General features: G+C 36.9%; 17 protein-coding genes and 1 tRNA gene. 12 read left to right on the top strand and 6 right to left on the bottom strand.

Going from position 1 to position 16566, the window contains the following annotated elements; all coding sequences use genetic code 11:
* Positions 1-179: 179 nt before the first annotated feature.
* Both FCS21_RS17120 and FCS21_RS15475 read left to right on the top strand, forming a co-directional pair.
* Entirely contained in the window at positions 180-302 is a 123-nt protein-coding gene (locus tag FCS21_RS17120) for a hypothetical protein (RefSeq protein ID WP_281279978.1), read from the top strand.
* A gap of 151 nt (positions 303-453) precedes the next feature.
* Positions 454-777 carry a ribonuclease E inhibitor RraB gene (locus FCS21_RS15475; RefSeq protein WP_138624438.1) on the top strand — a complete coding sequence of 108 codons (324 nt, stop codon included), beginning with the start codon at positions 454-456 and terminating at the stop codon, positions 775-777.
* 484 nt (positions 778-1261) lie between these two features.
* Here FCS21_RS15475 and trxC read toward each other — a convergent pair whose 3' ends face one another.
* Complete coding sequence (trxC, locus tag FCS21_RS15470) at positions 1262-1693, bottom strand: thioredoxin TrxC (RefSeq protein WP_138624437.1); 432 nt, start codon at positions 1691-1693, stop codon at positions 1262-1264.
* Positions 1694-1880: 187 nt separating this feature from the next.
* On the opposite strand from trxC, the gene FCS21_RS15465 reads away from it, so the two are divergent.
* From FCS21_RS15465 to FCS21_RS15450, 4 genes are all read left to right on the top strand, one after another.
* Positions 1881-2774 carry a DMT family transporter gene (locus FCS21_RS15465; protein ID WP_222927976.1) on the top strand — a complete coding sequence of 298 codons (894 nt, stop codon included), beginning with the start codon at positions 1881-1883 and terminating at the stop codon, positions 2772-2774.
* 234 nt (positions 2775-3008) lie between these two features.
* Positions 3009-3443 (top strand): CBS domain-containing protein, encoded by a 435-nt coding sequence (locus FCS21_RS15460; protein ID WP_138624436.1) that lies wholly within the window; start codon positions 3009-3011, stop codon positions 3441-3443.
* 224 nt (positions 3444-3667) lie between these two features.
* Positions 3668-7789: an ATP-dependent RNA helicase HrpA gene (hrpA, locus tag FCS21_RS15455; RefSeq protein WP_138624439.1), complete on the top strand. Its 4122-nt coding sequence runs from the start codon at positions 3668-3670 to the stop codon at positions 7787-7789.
* Positions 7790-7916: 127 nt separating this feature from the next.
* Positions 7917-8216, top strand: a complete 300-nt coding sequence (locus FCS21_RS15450; protein ID WP_118056199.1) for a PilZ domain-containing protein — start codon at positions 7917-7919, stop codon at positions 8214-8216.
* Positions 8217-8272: 56 nt separating this feature from the next.
* Here FCS21_RS15450 and FCS21_RS15445 read toward each other — a convergent pair whose 3' ends face one another.
* Entirely contained in the window at positions 8273-9463 is a 1191-nt protein-coding gene (locus FCS21_RS15445) for a class I SAM-dependent methyltransferase (protein WP_138624435.1), read from the bottom strand.
* Positions 9464-9643: 180 nt separating this feature from the next.
* On the opposite strand from FCS21_RS15445, the gene FCS21_RS15440 reads away from it, so the two are divergent.
* On the top strand, positions 9644-9913 hold the full coding sequence (locus tag FCS21_RS15440) for an acylphosphatase (protein ID WP_138624434.1): 270 nt from the start codon (positions 9644-9646) through the stop codon (positions 9911-9913).
* An 89-nt stretch (positions 9914-10002) separates the two neighbouring features.
* Here FCS21_RS15440 and FCS21_RS15435 read toward each other — a convergent pair whose 3' ends face one another.
* The 4 genes from FCS21_RS15435 to FCS21_RS15420 form a co-directional block, all read right to left on the bottom strand.
* Positions 10003-10212: a DUF1653 domain-containing protein gene (locus FCS21_RS15435; RefSeq protein WP_138624433.1), complete on the bottom strand. Its 210-nt coding sequence runs from the start codon at positions 10210-10212 to the stop codon at positions 10003-10005.
* Between the two features lie 71 nt (positions 10213-10283).
* On the bottom strand, positions 10284-10730 hold the full coding sequence (locus tag FCS21_RS15430) for a hypothetical protein (protein ID WP_118056153.1): 447 nt from the start codon (positions 10728-10730) through the stop codon (positions 10284-10286).
* A 176-nt stretch (positions 10731-10906) separates the two neighbouring features.
* Positions 10907-11887, bottom strand: coding sequence for a cysteine synthase A (gene cysK, locus FCS21_RS15425; protein WP_138624432.1), 981 nt, complete (start codon positions 11885-11887; stop codon positions 10907-10909).
* A 151-nt stretch (positions 11888-12038) separates the two neighbouring features.
* The gene (locus FCS21_RS15420; protein ID WP_138624431.1) at positions 12039-12461 is read right to left on the bottom strand and encodes an META domain-containing protein; all 423 of its coding nucleotides are present in this window, start codon (positions 12459-12461) and stop codon (positions 12039-12041) included.
* Between the two features lie 388 nt (positions 12462-12849).
* On the opposite strand from FCS21_RS15420, the gene FCS21_RS15415 reads away from it, so the two are divergent.
* The 5 genes from FCS21_RS15415 to FCS21_RS15395 all read left to right on the top strand — a co-directional run bounded on the left by FCS21_RS15415 (position 12850) and on the right by FCS21_RS15395 (position 16536).
* A complete protein-coding gene (locus FCS21_RS15415; RefSeq protein WP_138624430.1) occupies positions 12850-13584 on the top strand; it encodes a DUF599 domain-containing protein in 735 nt (244 codons plus the stop codon).
* Positions 13562-14065: a DUF2919 family protein gene (locus tag FCS21_RS15410; RefSeq protein WP_138624429.1), complete on the top strand. Its 504-nt coding sequence runs from the start codon at positions 13562-13564 to the stop codon at positions 14063-14065. Before FCS21_RS15415 ends, FCS21_RS15410 begins: the two co-directional genes overlap by 23 nt.
* A 93-nt stretch (positions 14066-14158) precedes the next feature.
* Positions 14159-14929, top strand: a complete 771-nt coding sequence (gene dnaQ, locus FCS21_RS15405) for a DNA polymerase III subunit epsilon (protein WP_138624428.1) — start codon at positions 14159-14161, stop codon at positions 14927-14929.
* Positions 14920-16284: a TIGR03503 family protein gene (locus FCS21_RS15400; protein WP_246047303.1), complete on the top strand. Its 1365-nt coding sequence runs from the start codon at positions 14920-14922 to the stop codon at positions 16282-16284. Before dnaQ ends, FCS21_RS15400 begins: the two co-directional genes overlap by 10 nt.
* Positions 16285-16459: 175 nt before the next feature.
* Positions 16460-16536: transfer RNA gene (locus FCS21_RS15395), tRNA-Asp, on the top strand.
* The last annotated feature ends 30 nt before the right edge of the window (positions 16537-16566 follow it).

The following is a 16566-nucleotide window of genomic DNA, read 5'->3' as shown; positions in this document are numbered from 1 at the left end:
TGTCGAAAATAAATGGGGTCATAAATAAATGGGGTCAGGTACACATTAAGTTTTTATAGGCTTTAATTTATAATTGTCGCGGTGGCGACTACACCCAAAAAAGAGAGGGGAGGCTAGCGCCGCTCATACTTCTTTGGCTCTGGACTCCTCGGCGCTACTGCATTAAACGTGTTTTCTCCATGACGCCCAATATTCTTCGACGTATCAGTGCTGATGGCACATCCTTGTGCCATAATTCGGCGTTTAATGAAGCAGGCTTAGTGTTTGATTTATCGTTCGGAAATTTATCAGGCCACCCATAAGAACAGTTTTATATTTTGTTTAATGAACATGAGGTTAGGCTTACATCGTCGTCTTGGTATTGTTACAACGATTAAATATATTTTGTTTCTATTCATTTAAAACATTGCCGTTTATAATGCCGTCATTAATTTTATAGCGTTGAAGAGTCATATGAAGTTCCCAAAAGATGAAACAGGTAAAGTATTGTTTGAAATGCAAAAGGCAGGTATCGATTTAACGGTAATTCATACTGTTGTTTTTTATCACTTATTTGGATCACAAGAGCAAGCGGAGGCTATGGCAGCTTATCTTGCTGAAGTAGATCCTGATATTATTTGTGATGTTCATATTGATGACAATCCCAAAGTGTGGGCTTTGGCTTGTTCAATAAAATTATTACCTCTTTATGATGCTATTATTGCGCTAGAAGCTCGGTTTGAAGAAATAGTCACTCAGTATAAAGGTTATACCGATGGTTGGGGGATTGAAGCTTAAATTTTTCATGTTTTATAACTTATCAGCAGCTACCCATAAAAAAGCTAATCGAGCTAATTTATTAGTAATTTATTAGGCCACCCATAATAACTTTTCAGCAATGAAGGTTTCATGTAGATTCATTATTCCGAAGTATCAGCTCTAAAATCCATGTCACCAAGCGCATTTATCCTCTAATAATACCATAGTATTATTTTACGGCGTGGTAGTTTTCTAAGTGAAAGTATAAGTGCAAGAATAAGTGGGAGAGTAGGTGAAATTTTTTATGGTGAGTGATGCCAATGCTGCTTTATCCTCAACTAACTTGTCAATCAAGTCGATTAAAGAGCCGTTGGTTCGATTACCTTTATATCATTACATTAATGAATAGTATCGAGAGGTAGTGCCGCGTATTGACCAAGAAATTTAGCGAATGAAATGTAATGGTGAATTAACGGCATTAGTCACAGCAGCAGAGCAACGTCTCGTTGCGCGAAATAACTAACTAAGTTATTTTTTGTAAGCATCCTGCTATCCACTGTTTCATTTGCATTTCATTTAAAGCACCAGAAATGCGGTCAACCTCTTTACCTTGATTAAAAAATACTAAGGTAGGTAAACTACGGATATTGGCGTCAGCAGCAATCTGTTGTACTTGTTCAGTATTTACTTTTGAAAATAATAACGTAGGAGATGATTGCGCTACTTTACTATACGTAGGCGCCATACTCTGACAGGGGCCGCACCAACTAGCCCAAAAATCTACGATAACGGGTAAGTCGTTACGTTCAACAAAAGGGTAAAATGTATTGGTAGTTAAGTCTGTCGGTTTAGCGGAATAAACCGCTTGTTGGCATTTACCACACTTTCCTTTGTTATAGTCTTTATCATCAGGGATGCGGTTGGTGGTAAAGCAGTTGGCACAAACAATATTCATAAGATTCCGATTAATAAAGTCATTGTTAATTGTCTTTATGTTACCTGATTAAAGCTTAACAGTTAATAACTATAGCTTTATCGCTGATAATAACTTTATCATTATTTCTATTTCGTCTTAAAATACTCTGTTATGGTATTATTCGATCCCCAATGGTTTTAAAAATTAGTAGTAGAGTTTACATTATATGGTTCTTTTTTTATGGATGTCAGGCGCACTGGCTTCTTTTTCTATTTTAGCTATCGGAGCACGTGAATTAAGTGGTGAAGTCAGTATTGCTCAGTCATTATTTATTCGCAGCGTCATCGGTTTAGTCTTTTTATCAGGTATTTATTTTATCCAGTCACGCGTTAAGCATAGTAAGGGAAATCGTACACAGACCAATATGACGGTTAATCAACCACGGGCTAAGATCATTAAATTGCATCTATTTCGTAATGTTTTTCATTTTATTGCGCAATATGGTTGGTTTTTCGGTATTGGTTTACTGCCATTGGCTGAAGTATTTGCGTTAGAATTTACTGTACCCATTTGGACCTTATTAATTGCGAGTGTTTTTCTTGATGAAAAAGTGACTAGAAATAAGTTATTTGCGATATTTTTTGGCATCTTAGGTGTGCTTGTTATAGTACAACCAGGCTATGCTCTAATTGATTATGCGTCGATTGTTGTTTTAGGCTCTGCTATTTGTTTTGCACTATCGCACAGTGCAACTAAATCGTTAGCAAAAACGGAATCACCGTTAACTATTTTACTTTTTATGTGTATTGTTCAATTACCTATTGGTTTTATCTTGTCTTTAACAGACTGGGTGTGGCCACAAGGTCAGCAGTGGCTTTGGCTAAGTGTTATAGGACTAAGTGCCTTACTAGCTCATTATTGTTTAGCTAAAACGATGCAATATGCGGAAGTAACTACCGTTATGACTCTCGACTTTTTCAGACTACCGTTAATCGCCTTAGTGGGTGTAGCTTTTTATAACGAAGCTTTTGAAGTTCCGTTACTGATTGGTGGTGGGTTAATGTTAATAGGTAATCTTATTGGCGTGCGAGGTATAGCGAAGCAAAAAAGTGAGACTTAACGCTATCCCCCTTTATTTTTAGGCAGACATTATATTATTTATAGCGTTAACCTTTTTAGTTTTACCTTCTTATTAGTGTTCAAAGAAGGTAAAACTAATTTTTCATCTAAACGTTAATTATATAAAGTAAACAAAAAAGTGGTTTTTTGGCAAAGGCTTATCTACAGTTATTATTGAAGCTAGTCTTGTGCTCATCATATGACAAACTAAATAGCGATTTAGTTAAGGGATATTATGGAATCATTAAAAATACACGCATATATGAATCAATATCCGGTAACATTTACCGAGAATATGTCAGTTGAAGAAGCGGCTTTACGCTTTTTAAAAACCAAGCAACTGGGTGGTCCTGTTATTGATAAGAACTATAAAGTTGTTGGCTTTATTTCAGAGGCTGATGTGCTAAAGAAAATGTTAGAAACGCTCTACTTCAATGAGCATGTCGCTAATATTAAAGATATTATGCACAAAGAGGTATTATCTGTGAAGCCTTACGATAGTATTATAGGGTTAGGACAAACCATGATTAAAAATAAACCCAAACTTTACCCCGTTATTGATGATGATGGCAATTTGTTGGGGACTATTTCTCGTAATGAGGTGTTACAGGCATGTTATAAGTACGCTAAAACAAGAACTCTTATAGAAAAAAGCCATGCTGCGGTGTAATACTTAAGCCGGTTATTAGCCTTATTAAAGACTTTGTTATAAGCAAGCCAAGCCTGTAGTTACAAGGTTTTTATGACATAAGGCTTATTATACGCTTAACAAACAACTTATCATGTTTTACGCGCTGTATTTAGCGTGTTTTACTGCTAAAATGCTGTTTTTATTTTCTATCCGAGTTTGTTTTGCCTGTGTCTAACCTTGCTGCTATTACCTCATTTTCCGATATCGAACACCTTTTTGAATTACTGCCACAAGCAAAGACTTGTGATGCGGTACGTTTTAAAAAAAGGTTAATGCACCTTAAAAAGACCATTTCGCATCAAGCAAGAGACAAGTCTCCTGCTGAATTAGCGACACTGAATTTATCTGAACAACACAGTAAATTGCTTGAGCCTTTACAGCAGCAAATACTCAAGTCAATTGACGATAAAAATATAAAAATTAATAACTTACCTAAAATCACTTATCCTGAAGGTTTACCTATTTCAGAAAGTGCTGAACAGATATCTGCTGCTATTGCTGCTAATCAAGTGGTTATTATTGCCGGTGAAACCGGCTCAGGTAAAACCACACAAATCCCTAAAATATGTTTGGAGCTGGGCCGTGGTGTCGATGGTCTTATTGGTCATACACAGCCTAGGCGTATTGCGGCAAGAACCGTTGCTAATCGTATTGCTGACGAGTTAGGTACGCGCTTAGGTGAGCAAGTTGGCTATAAAGTGCGCTTTAATGACCAAGTAAGCGAGCAAAGTTATATTAAATTAATGACTGACGGTATTTTATTAGCAGAGATGCAAAGAGATCGGTTATTACTTAAATACGACACTATTATTATTGATGAAGCGCATGAGCGTAGTCTAAACATCGATTTTATTTTAGGTTATTTAAAGCAAATTCTTACCCAAAGACCAGATCTTAAGTTAATTATCACCTCTGCAACCATAGATCCACAGCGTTTTGCCAAACACTTTGCTAATAAAGCGGGTGTACCTGCACCTGTTATTGAAGTGTCAGGGAGAACATACCCTGTAGAAATGCGCTATCGTCCCTTAAATGATCGTATCGCTAATGATGATGAAGAGCAGTCGACACAAGATGTTGACATCATTAGCGGTATTTTACAGGCTGTTGATGAGCTCAGTGATTGTGGGCAAGGCGATATTCTTATTTTTCTCAATGGTGAGCGTGAAATACGTGATACCGCTGCAGCGTTAAATAAAGCTAATTTACGTCATACCACTATTTTACCGCTTTATGCGCGCTTAACGGTCAGTGAACAGAATCAAATATTTAAACCTCATAATGGTCGAAATATAGTCTTAGCGACTAACGTTGCTGAAACGAGTTTAACCGTACCAGGCATTAAGTATGTTATTGACCCCGGTACGGCACGTATTTCACGCTATAGTTACCGTACTAAAGTACAACGTTTACCCATTGAACCAATTTCACAAGCGAGTGCTAATCAACGCTCTGGTCGTTGTGGTCGTGTTTCTGAAGGTATTTGTATTCGTCTCTATTCAGAAGATGATTTTAAAAGTCGCGCAGAATTTACTGACCCGGAGATTTTACGTACTAATTTAGCTACCGTTATTTTACAAATGCATGCGTTAGATTTAGGCGATATTGCTCATTTTCCGTTTGTTGAAGCCCCTGATAATAGAAATATCACTGACGGTATTCGCTTATTAGAAGAAATAGCTGCGGTTGAAACGATTAGTAACACGAAAGCTAATGCACGAAAAGCACATCATAGTAATCGTTATGGTAATAATGCGGCTAAGGCGTCAAAAACCGCAACACAATTAACTAAATCAGGGCGCTTGTTAGCAAAGTTTCCGATAGATCCACGTTTAGCTAAAATGGTTATTTCAGCCATTGAGTTTGGCTGTATTGAAGAAGTACTCATCATTGTTAGTGCGTTAAGTATTCAAGACCCACGAGAAAGACCACATGAAAAACAGCAGCTGAGTGATGAAAAACATAATCGCTTTAAAAACAAAACTTCTGACTTTATTAGTTTACTTAACCTTTGGCAGTATATTAACGTTCAGAAAAAAGATTTAACGCAAAATCAATTTAGAAAAATGTGCCAACGCGAATTTCTGTCTTATGTGCGTTTACGTGAATGGCAAGATATTTTTAGCCAATTAAAGTTAACGTTAAAAGAGCAAAAAATAACACTCACCTCTGTTAATTATCGCTTTACGATGGCTAGTGTGCAGCAAAGTCAAAAACTAGGAACAGAGGTAGATAAAGTAAAAGATAGTGAGCAAGACAGTACCTTAACGCCTGTGCACCAAGCATTATTATCTGGTTTACTTAGTCATATTGGTCAGCAAGACGAAAACCGCGAATATAAAGGTGCGCGCGGTATGAAGTTTTTTATTTTCCCAGGCTCAGCGTTAGCTAAAAAATCACCCAAGTGGTTAATGTCGGCTGAACTAGTAGAAACGAGTCGATTGTTTGCGCGCATGAATGCCAAAATAGATCCCTTATGGCTCGAACCACTTGCACAGCATCTTGTTAAGCGTAATTACAGTGAACCGCACTGGGAGAAAAAACAAGGCGCGGTTATGGCCTTTGAGCAAGTCACGTTATATGGCTTAAGTATTGTTAGTAAACGTAAAATTAATTTTCACAACATTGAGCCGGCTACTTGTCGTGATATATTTATTCGCGAAGCACTAGTTAATGGTGATTGTGTTATTAAAGAAAAGTTTTTAAGTAAAAATCAGCAATTAGTCGCCAGTATTGAAGCGCTGGAGCAAAAGGCGCGGCGTAGAGACTTTTTAATTGATGAGCAACACTTAGTTGATTTTTACAGTGATAAACTACCGGATACCATTGTATGCCAACGTAGTTTTCTTGCTTGGTGGAAAAAAGCTAAACAAGTTAATGGTCAATTACTTGATTTTAGTAAAGCTTTTTTATTAAACGAGTCGAGTGATGAATTAAGTGTCCGTGATTATCCTGATACTTGGCAACAAGGGCATATTACACTACCACTGAAATATCACTTTAGCCCAGGTGATATTGACGACGGTATTAGCGTTATTATACCAGTAGCCTTATTGAATCAAGTACAAGATACCGGCTTTGATTGGTTAATCCCAGCATTACGTGATGAATTAGCTATCGCGTTAATTAAAGCCTTGCCTAAAACGCTCAGGCGTAACTTTGTGCCTGCACCTAATTATGCACAGGCCTGCGTAGCAGCAATGCCTGTTGAGCAAGGCAGCTTACAACAAGCATTAGCAAAACAGTTATTGCGTATGACAGGAGTGCGTTTACCCGAAGAGGCTTGGCAAGATATCTCCCTACCGGTGCACTTAACCATGAACTTTCAGGTAGTTGATGATAAAGGTGTGTTACTGAAGCAGGGCAGAGACCTTAATACGCTAAAAGCTGAGCTACAAGGTAAAGTGAAAGCCTCTATTAAAAAAGTGGCTGAGAAGGGGATTGAACAAGCTGATTTAACCCAGTGGGATTTTGGTGCTTTACCTAAAGGTTATGAAAAGAAAGTTGCTAATATTACTATTAAGGCGTTTCCTGCCTTAGTTGACCATAAAAGTAGCGTAGCGATTGAGCTTTTTGAACAAGAGCAACACGCGCAAGCTGCTATGTTAAAAGGCATAAGTCGACTAATATTATTAAATATTCCAACGCCTTTAAAGTATTTACAGGAAAAGTTACCCAATAAAGCCAAATTAGGTTTGTATTTTAATCCGTTTGGATCAATTAATGAATTGTTACAAGACTGTATTCAAGGTGCTTGTTTGTCATTGGTACAAGCTTTCGCTCAACAACATAATAATGGACAACTGCCTAGAGAAGCACAGCAGTTTGCGTTGTGTTGTGATTATGTCAGGGCTGAAATAGCCGACTGTGTATTAACTGCGGCAATTAAAGTTGAGCGCGCGCTAACTTTACGCCACGAAGTGACTAAAAAAATGAAAGGGAGTGTCCCTTTAAATGTTATTCAATCACATAGCGATATTAAGCAGCAATGCGAACAGCTGGTCTTTAAAGGTTTTGTTAGTGACTCAGGCTTAGCTAAACTCGATGATATTATTCGCTATTTACAAGGTATGTTGCGTCGCTTAGAAAAGCTGCCTAGTGATCCAAATCAAGATAGGTTAAAACTGATTGAAGTAAATAAAGTAAATGAGCGCTATAATGCTATTCTTGCTAAACAAAGAAAAGATAAGCCGATTGAAAGTGAGCTACTGGCCACACGTTGGTTGATTGAAGAGCTTAGAATCTCTTTGTTTGCACAAAATTTAGGTACTGCAGCGCCAATATCAGTTAAACGTATTTTAATGCATCTAAAAGATTTTGCTTAAGTGAAGCTTAGGGTAAAGTTAACTAAAAGTTGGGCATTATTTTCCGTTGAATTATTGACAGCTCTTTACTTGCTCAGTATAAAGAATTAACCATAATGTAGTAGACCTAGTCTGTTGAGGAGAGCTAATGAAAGGTTTTGAAGATAAGCGTGACTTTTATCGTATGATGTTAAATAGTGAAGTGGCCGTCACTGTGATAGATGAAGAAATTAATACTCACATGTCTGCTACTTGTCGTGACTTAAGTGCGACAGGTATGGCATTTGAAATAGATCACCCTTTAGCGCTTTCGACACAAGTAAACGTGAAAGTAGACTCTGCAGGTAGCCAAATACAAGCGCTTGATGTGTCTGGTCGAGTTGTACGTGTTGAGCAAGAAAGTAATAATTGTTACCTTATTGGTATTACTATTGAAGAAATAGATTAGCTAATTTTTTTGCAATGATAAAAAAGCCAGAGTTTACTCTGGCTTTTTAGTACTAACTACTCTACTTGACAAACTAATCCTTTTAAATAGTAACCTTCAGGGTAGTTAGAAGAAATGGGATGATCTGCCGCTTGTTGTAATCGCTCAACAAAATAGACATTCCTTTTTGCATCTAAAGCAGCATCAGCAACTACTTTTTGAAATAAGCTTGCCTCCATTAAGCCTGAGCAAGAGAATGTTAATAGTAAGCCGCCAGGGTTTAATAACTGCATGGCCAGCATGTTAATGTCTTTATAACCTCGACAAGCACCTGTTAGCTGTGCTTTTGATTCCACAAACTTAGGTGGGTCGAGAATTATCATGTCAAAAGTGCGTTTTTGCTCTCGGTACTTGCGTAATAATTTAAAAACATCTTCTTTTACGAAAGAAACATTAGCCTCTGATAAGCCATTTAACTCTAAATTACGTTTGCCCATATCAAGTGCCGCTTGTGATACATCGACATTAACGACTTCTTTGGCATCATTTGCGGCGCAATGCAAAGAAAAAGTACTGGTATAAGAGAAGCAGTTAAGTACCGTTTTACCCTTAGCAAATTTACCAGCAGCTAATCTGGAATCACGTTGATCTAAATAAAAGCCTGTTTTATGACCTGTGGCAATATCAACATGTATTTTTATACCATGCTCTTCAATGATACATTCTGTTGAGTCTTGTGGTTCGGTTAACCAACCGGTTACGGGTGCTAAGCCTTCTTTTTTACGCACATCTACATCAGAGCGCTCATAAATATGACATTCAGGGTAAAGCTCTGTTAAGCAGTCAACAAGGGTGTAACGCTGAAAATCTGCGCCGGCACTAAGTAATTGACAAACAATAAAATTGTCGTATTTATCAATGGTGACACCGGGTAAACCGTCAGATTCACCGGCAATGAGTCGATAACCTGTTAACTTGCCTTGATTAATAAACCAATCACGTCTTGCTTGTGCATTTTTTAACTTAGTAAAGAAAAAGTCACGATCTATTTCTTGATGTTCATCAAAGCTCCACACTCTAATTCTTATTTGAGAGTCAGGAGAGTAAGCTCCCTTAGCTAACCAATTACCTTTACTATCGAATACATCAACTGTATCGCCAAGCATCGGGTTACCTTTGATTTTGTTTATTGCTTTTGAAAAAATCCACGGATGTTTACGTAATAATGATTTTTCACGACCAACATTTAAAGAAATTCTTGCTGACATAGGTCTATACTTATTTTTGATGATTAACTGACAACATATCAATGACAAACTATAACGTTTGCTTGTTATTTGCGGTCGTGCTGGTTAATCAGAGAGGAATTGGCACCAATTTTAATCAAAGATAAGCTGAGGTGCAAATTTTACTTAAAATAATATCATAATAATTATAGAGATTTTTTTATGAATGTTAGCTATATTGCGAATATTTCAGGTCGGGTACAAGGTGTTTATTTTCGAGCATCCACGCAGCAACAAGCGATTGAACATAGCTTAAGTGGTTATGCCCGTAACCTAACAGACGGTAGTGTTGAAGTGTTACTTTGTGGAGAGCAAAAGAATATTGAAAAAGTACTGCTATGGCTAGCCCATGGTCCAGAAAAAGCACAGGTAACAGCACTTGCACATAAGCAAGTACCTTGGCAAGAACATCATTTTTTTTCAATTAATTAAAGTGATAACGTTAAATCTCACTTTATATAAACGTTCAGTAAATAGAACCAGCTGAGTGAGAGCAGTCGTTAGGCTAAGGTTTAATAAAGCTAAGGCTTAATAAAATTAAAGCGTTTCATTTTTTTACCGTCGCGCTCAATAGTTTCATTAAACATCGCTAACGGACGAAGCCATATATCGCTTTTATTATCTGCGGGGTGATAGACCACCATATATTCTTCTGTCTCACTGTGTCTAGCAATGTGAAGTACTTGGTAAAAGTTACCTTTAAAGTGTTGGTAAGTACCTATTTTTAACATTATTTTTATCTTATCAGTGTTTTTTAATGCTTATGATAACAAAAGCATTAACGGAGGGGGAAATAGCGAGTTTAAAAGGGATCTTTGAGTATTTTATCAATATACCATTGACCATCACGTTGAACTATTGCTAAGCGTTTAACTTCTTTAATACGTTTTTCTTGATAGTAACCATCAAAATAAACAGTGATATTTGCACTACCTTTAAATTGCTCCCTGACTTTTACGCCACCATTATCAGGCTTTACATCAACTGTGTCGTAAGACATGTTAAACAAATGACGACCGACCGCTTCTGGTGAGCGGTAATGCATAACAAGTCGAGCTAATTTAGGGGTGCAAACAGAGGCGGCTTTTTTTATGTTTTTTTCATTATAAAGGGCATCAAAAAAAGCAAGCGCTACAAACTCTGGATGGTCGACTTCAGTTATCTTCGATGTATCTTCTTCGCTACAAGCCGTTAGTAATAATATTGGACACAATGATAGGGCTAAGAGCACTTTTTTAAAATAGGACATTGGAAATAAATCAAAAGGTATGAGTTGTAAGTCAATACTAACGTAATTACTTTATTAAAGTGAAGTTAAATGTTTACGTGTGTTATTGAAAAGGCACCTAAGGTGCCTTTTCAATGTTTAACAAAGATATGTGTAAATAACTAGTTTGGTCATTTTCGTTTAACCGCCAGCTAAACTTATTGCACCAGCTCTTTATCACTAAAGCTTTCAGTAAACAGTGGGCTTGATAAATAACGCTCAGCAGAACTCGCTAAAATAACTACAATATTTTTACCTTTGTTTTCAGGGCGCTCAGCAAGGCGCTTAGCTGCAACAACCGCCGCACCTGATGAAATACCGGCAAGTATCCCTTCTTCTTTCATTAAACGATGCGCCATAGCAAAGGCGTCTTCATTTGATACCAGTTCAACAGCATCAACCATATCTAAATCTAAGTTACCAGGAATAAAGCCAGCACCTATCCCTTGGATTTTATGCGGACCAGGTGTTAATGTTTCACCAGCCAGTGCTTGAGAAATTACTGGTGAGTCAGTCGGCTCAACGGCTACTGTTGTAATGGCTTTGCCTTTAGTTAATTTAAGGTAGCGGCTGGTACCTGTTAATGTACCACCAGTACCAACACCAGCGACAAATATATCTACATTACCGTCAGTATCATTCCAAATTTCAGGGCCAGTAGTTTCTTCATGAATTTTAGGGTTAGCTGGGTTATCAAACTGACCTAATAATACATATTTTTCTGGATCTGAATCTTTAAGCTCTTGTGCTTTGGCAATAGCGCCGCCCATACCTTTAGTACCGTCGGTCAGTTCAACCTTAGCGCCTAAAGCGATTAATAACTTACGGCGCTCTAAGCTCATTGTACTAGGCATGGTCAGTGTTATACCGTAACCACGTGCAGCAGCCACAAACGCTAAGGCAATACCTGTATTACCACTTGTTGGTTCAACTATTTCTTTTCCAGGGCTTAATAAACCTTTTTCTTCGGCGTCCCAAACCATGCTTGCGCCAATACGACACTTAACACTAAAGCTTGGGTTTCTTGCTTCAATTTTTGCGTAAACATTCGCGCCATTATCACTATTAATTACGCGGTTTAATTTAACTAAAGGTGTGTTACCTATTGTTGTGGTATTGTCTTCGAAAATTTTAGACATGCTTGATCCTGTAAAGTAGTTACGCTTCAAAAATGTAGAATATCGCGTTGTTATAAAAAAAGAAGTGATATTTAGTTATAACTTATAATGCTATATAACATTAATAGTATAATTAATCGTTCTTAAGCTTGACCGTAGCCGTAATGATAAATTATAGCTTAGTTCGTTTCGCCTGTATCTGTAGCACACCCTGTTGGTCGTACATTGACAACTCATCATTGTTTAGTTGAAAACGTTTTACTTTATTTAGTGCTTGTAACAGTAATTGCTCTTGATCCATCGAAGCAGATAAACACATTTTTTGCGTGGTTGCTACTGGACCTATATCTATTTTATCAGCGTTTAGTGTATAGCTAGCAAACATAATATTACAAGATGCAGAGCCGCTTAATTTATTTTCAGTATTAAAGGTTAATTGAGCGTTACTGTTAGCAATAACGGCTTTATTTTGAATAGAACTAACGTGCCAACTTCCAGGTAATGCTGCTGAAGAAGATAGCGTTGAGTTGCTATTACAGGCAGCCAGTGTTGTTGACAAGGCAGCTAATAACGCGATTCTCTTAATAGGCAACATATAATTTCCTTTGTAGATTATATTTTTTATAGAGTATATTTATAGATATCTCATTATATATCTATAAGTATTTAAGTATAAGTATTTAAGCTTAAAACTAATTCTCTATTATATACACCTAATCAATTAAGGTACATGCTTGCAGTACTTTAAGCGGTTACTTTACAGTAGCTAAAACAATTTACCACATACTTGCCTCATTTTTTACTTTGTAACCAAAATGACTTATAGCACGGTTATTGTGTAATATGTATGAATCAGGTTTTACTAATGCGTGTTTTAAAATAATTATAAAGCGAATGATTATAAAGTTAAGTTGTTGGTCAATAAAAGCGGTTGACGTATAATCTTATTTTCATTTATCTCGTTATATATTGAGGAATTGAACTTGCCCTTTACTCTAGTTGATATTCTAGCGTTATCTATTTTTATTTTTTCTTGGTATGGCTATACTGTTTTTGCTCGAAAAAAAGCCAAGACAACCGACTGTATTGCTAGGTCTTTACACCAGCACCGCATTCATTGGATGCATGAAGTTATTTCACGTGAAATTAAAGTATCTGACGCCTCTTTATTAGCTAATTTAGAACGTAATATTGCTTTTTTTGCTTCCAGTACTTTATTAATTCTAGCGGGTATCTTTACTTTATTTGCTAAGGTAGAAACGTTAGAAGCGGTGATCATGTCTTTACCTTATGCAGCGCAAGTCACTCACTTAGCGATACAACTAAAACTAAGCTTGTTAGTCCTTATTTTTGTTATTTCATTTTTTCAATTTACTTGGTCTATGCGCCAATACGGTTTTTTGAATGTGATGATAGGTGCTGCACCTATTGATCGTTTAGGGACCAATGAAAATTTGAAAGCCTATGCTAAAGAAATGGCAACAGTACAAGATCAAGCAGCACACTCTTATAATTATGGGCTAAGAACTTATTATTTTGCCTTAGCGGCTATGTGCTGGTTTCTACACCCCATTTTATTAATCATAATGAGTTTATGGGTTGTTAAAACGCTATATACACGAGAGTTTAACTCAAAAGCAGTAAAAGCAATTACCGCTGGTCAGCGTTTGTTACACCAAGAAAGAACCTTAAAAGATGAACGAACGTCTATTGTCTAAACTGTATCAAACTTATTCTATCGAAGACTTTGATAAATTTGATTGCGTAAAATTATCAAAAGTTTTTTACCTCGTATTACTTTTTGTTTTACGAGGTTATTTAGTATGGCTTATCTCTGTTACTAATATGAAAGATAGAGTGGTCACTATGCAGTGGATATATCCAGAAACTCGGCTATTTTTTTTAAGCTTGTTATCAGGGATAATAGGGCTATGTGTTGTTACGCTGATTAGCTTACGTCGTCCAAACGCGGCTAATTGGGTGAAATTAGTGTGGCCTTATTGTCGAATAATGTTGGTGAGCGCGCTTATTTTTGATTTTACTGTTAACCTTAGCGCTTTTTTCTATTGGCAATTAACTTCAATATCATGGTTAGTTTGCCAAGGGTTATTGGTTTTTGTCTTAATTACTTTATGCTTTAGCAGTAAACGCATGAATATTAACTTAATTGAATTTCCTCAAATACTACCCGAAAAGTAGCTATTCACTAAACACTCATTTACTACCATAATAAACAAACCAGAGTTAGCGATTAACTATAAATTGTAACTTATATTACCAGAAGGCCTGTCAGTGAATAATGTAACCAATACTCAACACACAGAGCAAGAAAAACGATTAATTATTTTAGATACTGAAACTACAGGTATCAACCCGCGAGAAGGGCACCGTATTGTAGAAATTGGCTGTGTTGAAATGATAAATCGTCAGTTAACAGGGCGAACTTATCACGTTTACATAAAGCCACTTGACCAACGTGGCCAAGTATTACAGATGGAACAAGAAGTCATAAATATTCATGGCTTAACGAATGATTTCCTTGCAGATAAACCTATATTCTCCGACGTTGCGCACGAATTTATTGAGTTTATCCGTGGTGCAGAGCTAGTTATACATAACTCAAAGTTTGATGTTGGCTTTATGGACCATGAGTTTTCTTTATTTAATTCAATGGTGCGAGCTCAAGATAAACTGCCGATGACAGAAGATATCTGTACTATTACCGATACGTTAAAAGTGTCAAAAGATGAATTAGGCTCACCAAAAACCTTAGATTACTTGGCACGATTTTATCGCGTTGATCAATTAGTAGACCGTACTTACCATGGTGCATTAATCGATGCGCAGCTTTTGGCTTATGTTTACATTGAAATGACACGTAAGCAGTCAAGCTTTAACTTATCCGTAGGTGATAATGCTAACACTGATGCCAATGCTATTAGACGAGTTTCAATGAATCGTAATAAATTAAAGGTTATTGCTGCTTCTGCCGATGAATTAGAAGCACATGCCGATAGAATAGCTGTCATCGGCAAAAAAGGAGGAGAGCCACTTTGGAAATAAATTATCGTATTTTTTTATACTCCAAAAACGTTAACATGTCCAAGTTAGTCACTTATTTCGTTTTTTTCTTAGCCTATTGCTTTTTATCGTTTAATGCCTCTGCAGTCTTGGCTAATGATAGAGAGTTGGGTAATAAAAACGCAGTTCAATACCTTCAAACAGATAATGTGACCAATCAAATACCTTATTTTAATAACCGTTTTCGCCTTGATGCGGATTTAGACGAGATAACGCTCATCTTTTATCGTAAAAGTGGTAGCAGACCTATCATCTTAATTAGACCCGATGGTAGTAAAATAAGAGTTAATGAGTTTGATCACGAGAAAGTACAATGGTTTGATGATAGCACTTTTGACATGATTAAAATAAAAAAACCTATGCCTGGTCCTTGGCAAGCGGTGGGAGATATTCTTCCTCATAGTCATATATTAATCGTCTCTGATGTGACTATTGAAGTAGAACCATTGCCTAAAGTAGTGTTTTCAGGTGAAACACTCAAAGTTGAAGGTAAATTGTTTAACGGGGGTGAAGCAATCGAAACGCCAGAATTTAAAAAAGTTGTTCATCTTGATGTTAACTTTTACAGTACCAACGATTCACAATACGAAAATTTTGGCGCTGCAGCGATTAAAGTTGCCTCGTTTCGTGATGATGGTCGAGGGTTAGATGAGTATGCTAGTGATAATACTTTTACTGGTGAGTTTTTTTTAAATTTTGCTGCAGGCGAATGGCAGCCGGTTTACTTAATTAAATTACCCATGGCGACACGTGAATTAAGACAAGAACCTATTGTATTACAAAAAAATCCAGTACGCATTACGGTGGATACATCACAAGACGCTGAAAAGCCACACCAGTTACATTTAGCTATAGATCCTAATTATGTCGTTCCCAATAGTTTAGTGTTTCAAGGGACGTTTACTTTTCCGGATAGGCAAATTCAGCCCTTCTCTATAATGGAGGAAGATAGTGACAATAGAACCGCCACTATTACCAACACCGAGCCTGGTATATATCGTGTTAATGTTAGTGCTTTTGGTAAGACAATAACGGGACGAGAGTTTCGTTTAGTTGTCCCTGAGTTTAGCTTTAATGTAGAAATGGATAACGATTTAATAGATGAAAAAATAAATGTAGACGGTGAAGCGGCAGTAGTTGAAACGGTTAGTGAAATTCGTATTAAAGCAGAGCAAAAAGCAGAACAAGAAAGAGCAGAGGCTTTACTTGCTAAACAGGTAGCACAAGAACAAGCTGAGAAAGAAACACTCATCATTATTGCTGCTGGTAATGTTATTGTTATGCTCTGTGCAGCTATTTGGTTTTTTATAGTACGTAGAAAGAAAAAGAGTAAGTAACGTTATTTTGTTTTTATTAGCATCTATTGATGAAAATATGCTTGTAAATTCATCAAATTGTCCTTGAAATGCTCAAGCAGTAAATTTTATTAAAAAAGTGGTTGACTGCGCTGCATCATAACCGTATTATCTCGCCGCATTCAACGACATGTTGTTGAAGCAGACAAAAGATCGCGGAGTGGTAGTTCAGTTGGTTAGAATACCGGCCTGTCACGCCGGGGGTCGCGGGTTCGAGTCCCGTCCACTCCGCCAATTTTGTTAACATCATCATAATTGATGCGA

This window comes from Colwellia ponticola, from assembly GCF_005885605.1.
GTDB classification, from domain to species: domain Bacteria; phylum Pseudomonadota; class Gammaproteobacteria; order Enterobacterales; family Alteromonadaceae; genus Colwellia; species Colwellia ponticola.
Note: the sequence above shows the minus strand (reverse complement) of the source record. Positions and strands in the feature narration are given on the sequence as shown.

What these genes read in the sequence shown, in the direction of transcription:
- FCS21_RS17120 (WP_281279978.1), top strand. Translation starts at nt 180, where the DNA reads ATGACGCCCAATATTCTTCGACGTATCAGTGCTGATGGCACATCCTTG.
- FCS21_RS15475 (WP_138624438.1), top strand. Translation starts at nt 454, where the DNA reads ATGAAGTTCCCAAAAGATGAAACAGGTAAAGTATTGTTTGAAATGCAA.
- trxC (WP_138624437.1), bottom strand. Translation starts at nt 1,693, where the DNA reads ATGAATATTGTTTGTGCCAACTGCTTTACCACCAACCGCATCCCTGAT.
- FCS21_RS15465 (WP_222927976.1), top strand. Translation starts at nt 1,881, where the DNA reads ATGGTTCTTTTTTTATGGATGTCAGGCGCACTGGCTTCTTTTTCTATT.
- FCS21_RS15460 (WP_138624436.1), top strand. Translation starts at nt 3,009, where the DNA reads ATGGAATCATTAAAAATACACGCATATATGAATCAATATCCGGTAACA.
- FCS21_RS15450 (WP_118056199.1), top strand. Translation starts at nt 7,917, where the DNA reads ATGAAAGGTTTTGAAGATAAGCGTGACTTTTATCGTATGATGTTAAAT.
- FCS21_RS15445 (WP_138624435.1), bottom strand. Translation starts at nt 9,463, where the DNA reads ATGTCAGCAAGAATTTCTTTAAATGTTGGTCGTGAAAAATCATTATTA.
- FCS21_RS15440 (WP_138624434.1), top strand. Translation starts at nt 9,644, where the DNA reads ATGAATGTTAGCTATATTGCGAATATTTCAGGTCGGGTACAAGGTGTT.
- FCS21_RS15435 (WP_138624433.1), bottom strand. Translation starts at nt 10,212, where the DNA reads ATGTTAAAAATAGGTACTTACCAACACTTTAAAGGTAACTTTTACCAA.
- FCS21_RS15430 (WP_118056153.1), bottom strand. Translation starts at nt 10,730, where the DNA reads ATGTCCTATTTTAAAAAAGTGCTCTTAGCCCTATCATTGTGTCCAATA.
- cysK (WP_138624432.1), bottom strand. Translation starts at nt 11,887, where the DNA reads ATGTCTAAAATTTTCGAAGACAATACCACAACAATAGGTAACACACCT.
- FCS21_RS15420 (WP_138624431.1), bottom strand. Translation starts at nt 12,461, where the DNA reads ATGTTGCCTATTAAGAGAATCGCGTTATTAGCTGCCTTGTCAACAACA.
- FCS21_RS15410 (WP_138624429.1), top strand. Translation starts at nt 13,562, where the DNA reads ATGAACGAACGTCTATTGTCTAAACTGTATCAAACTTATTCTATCGAA.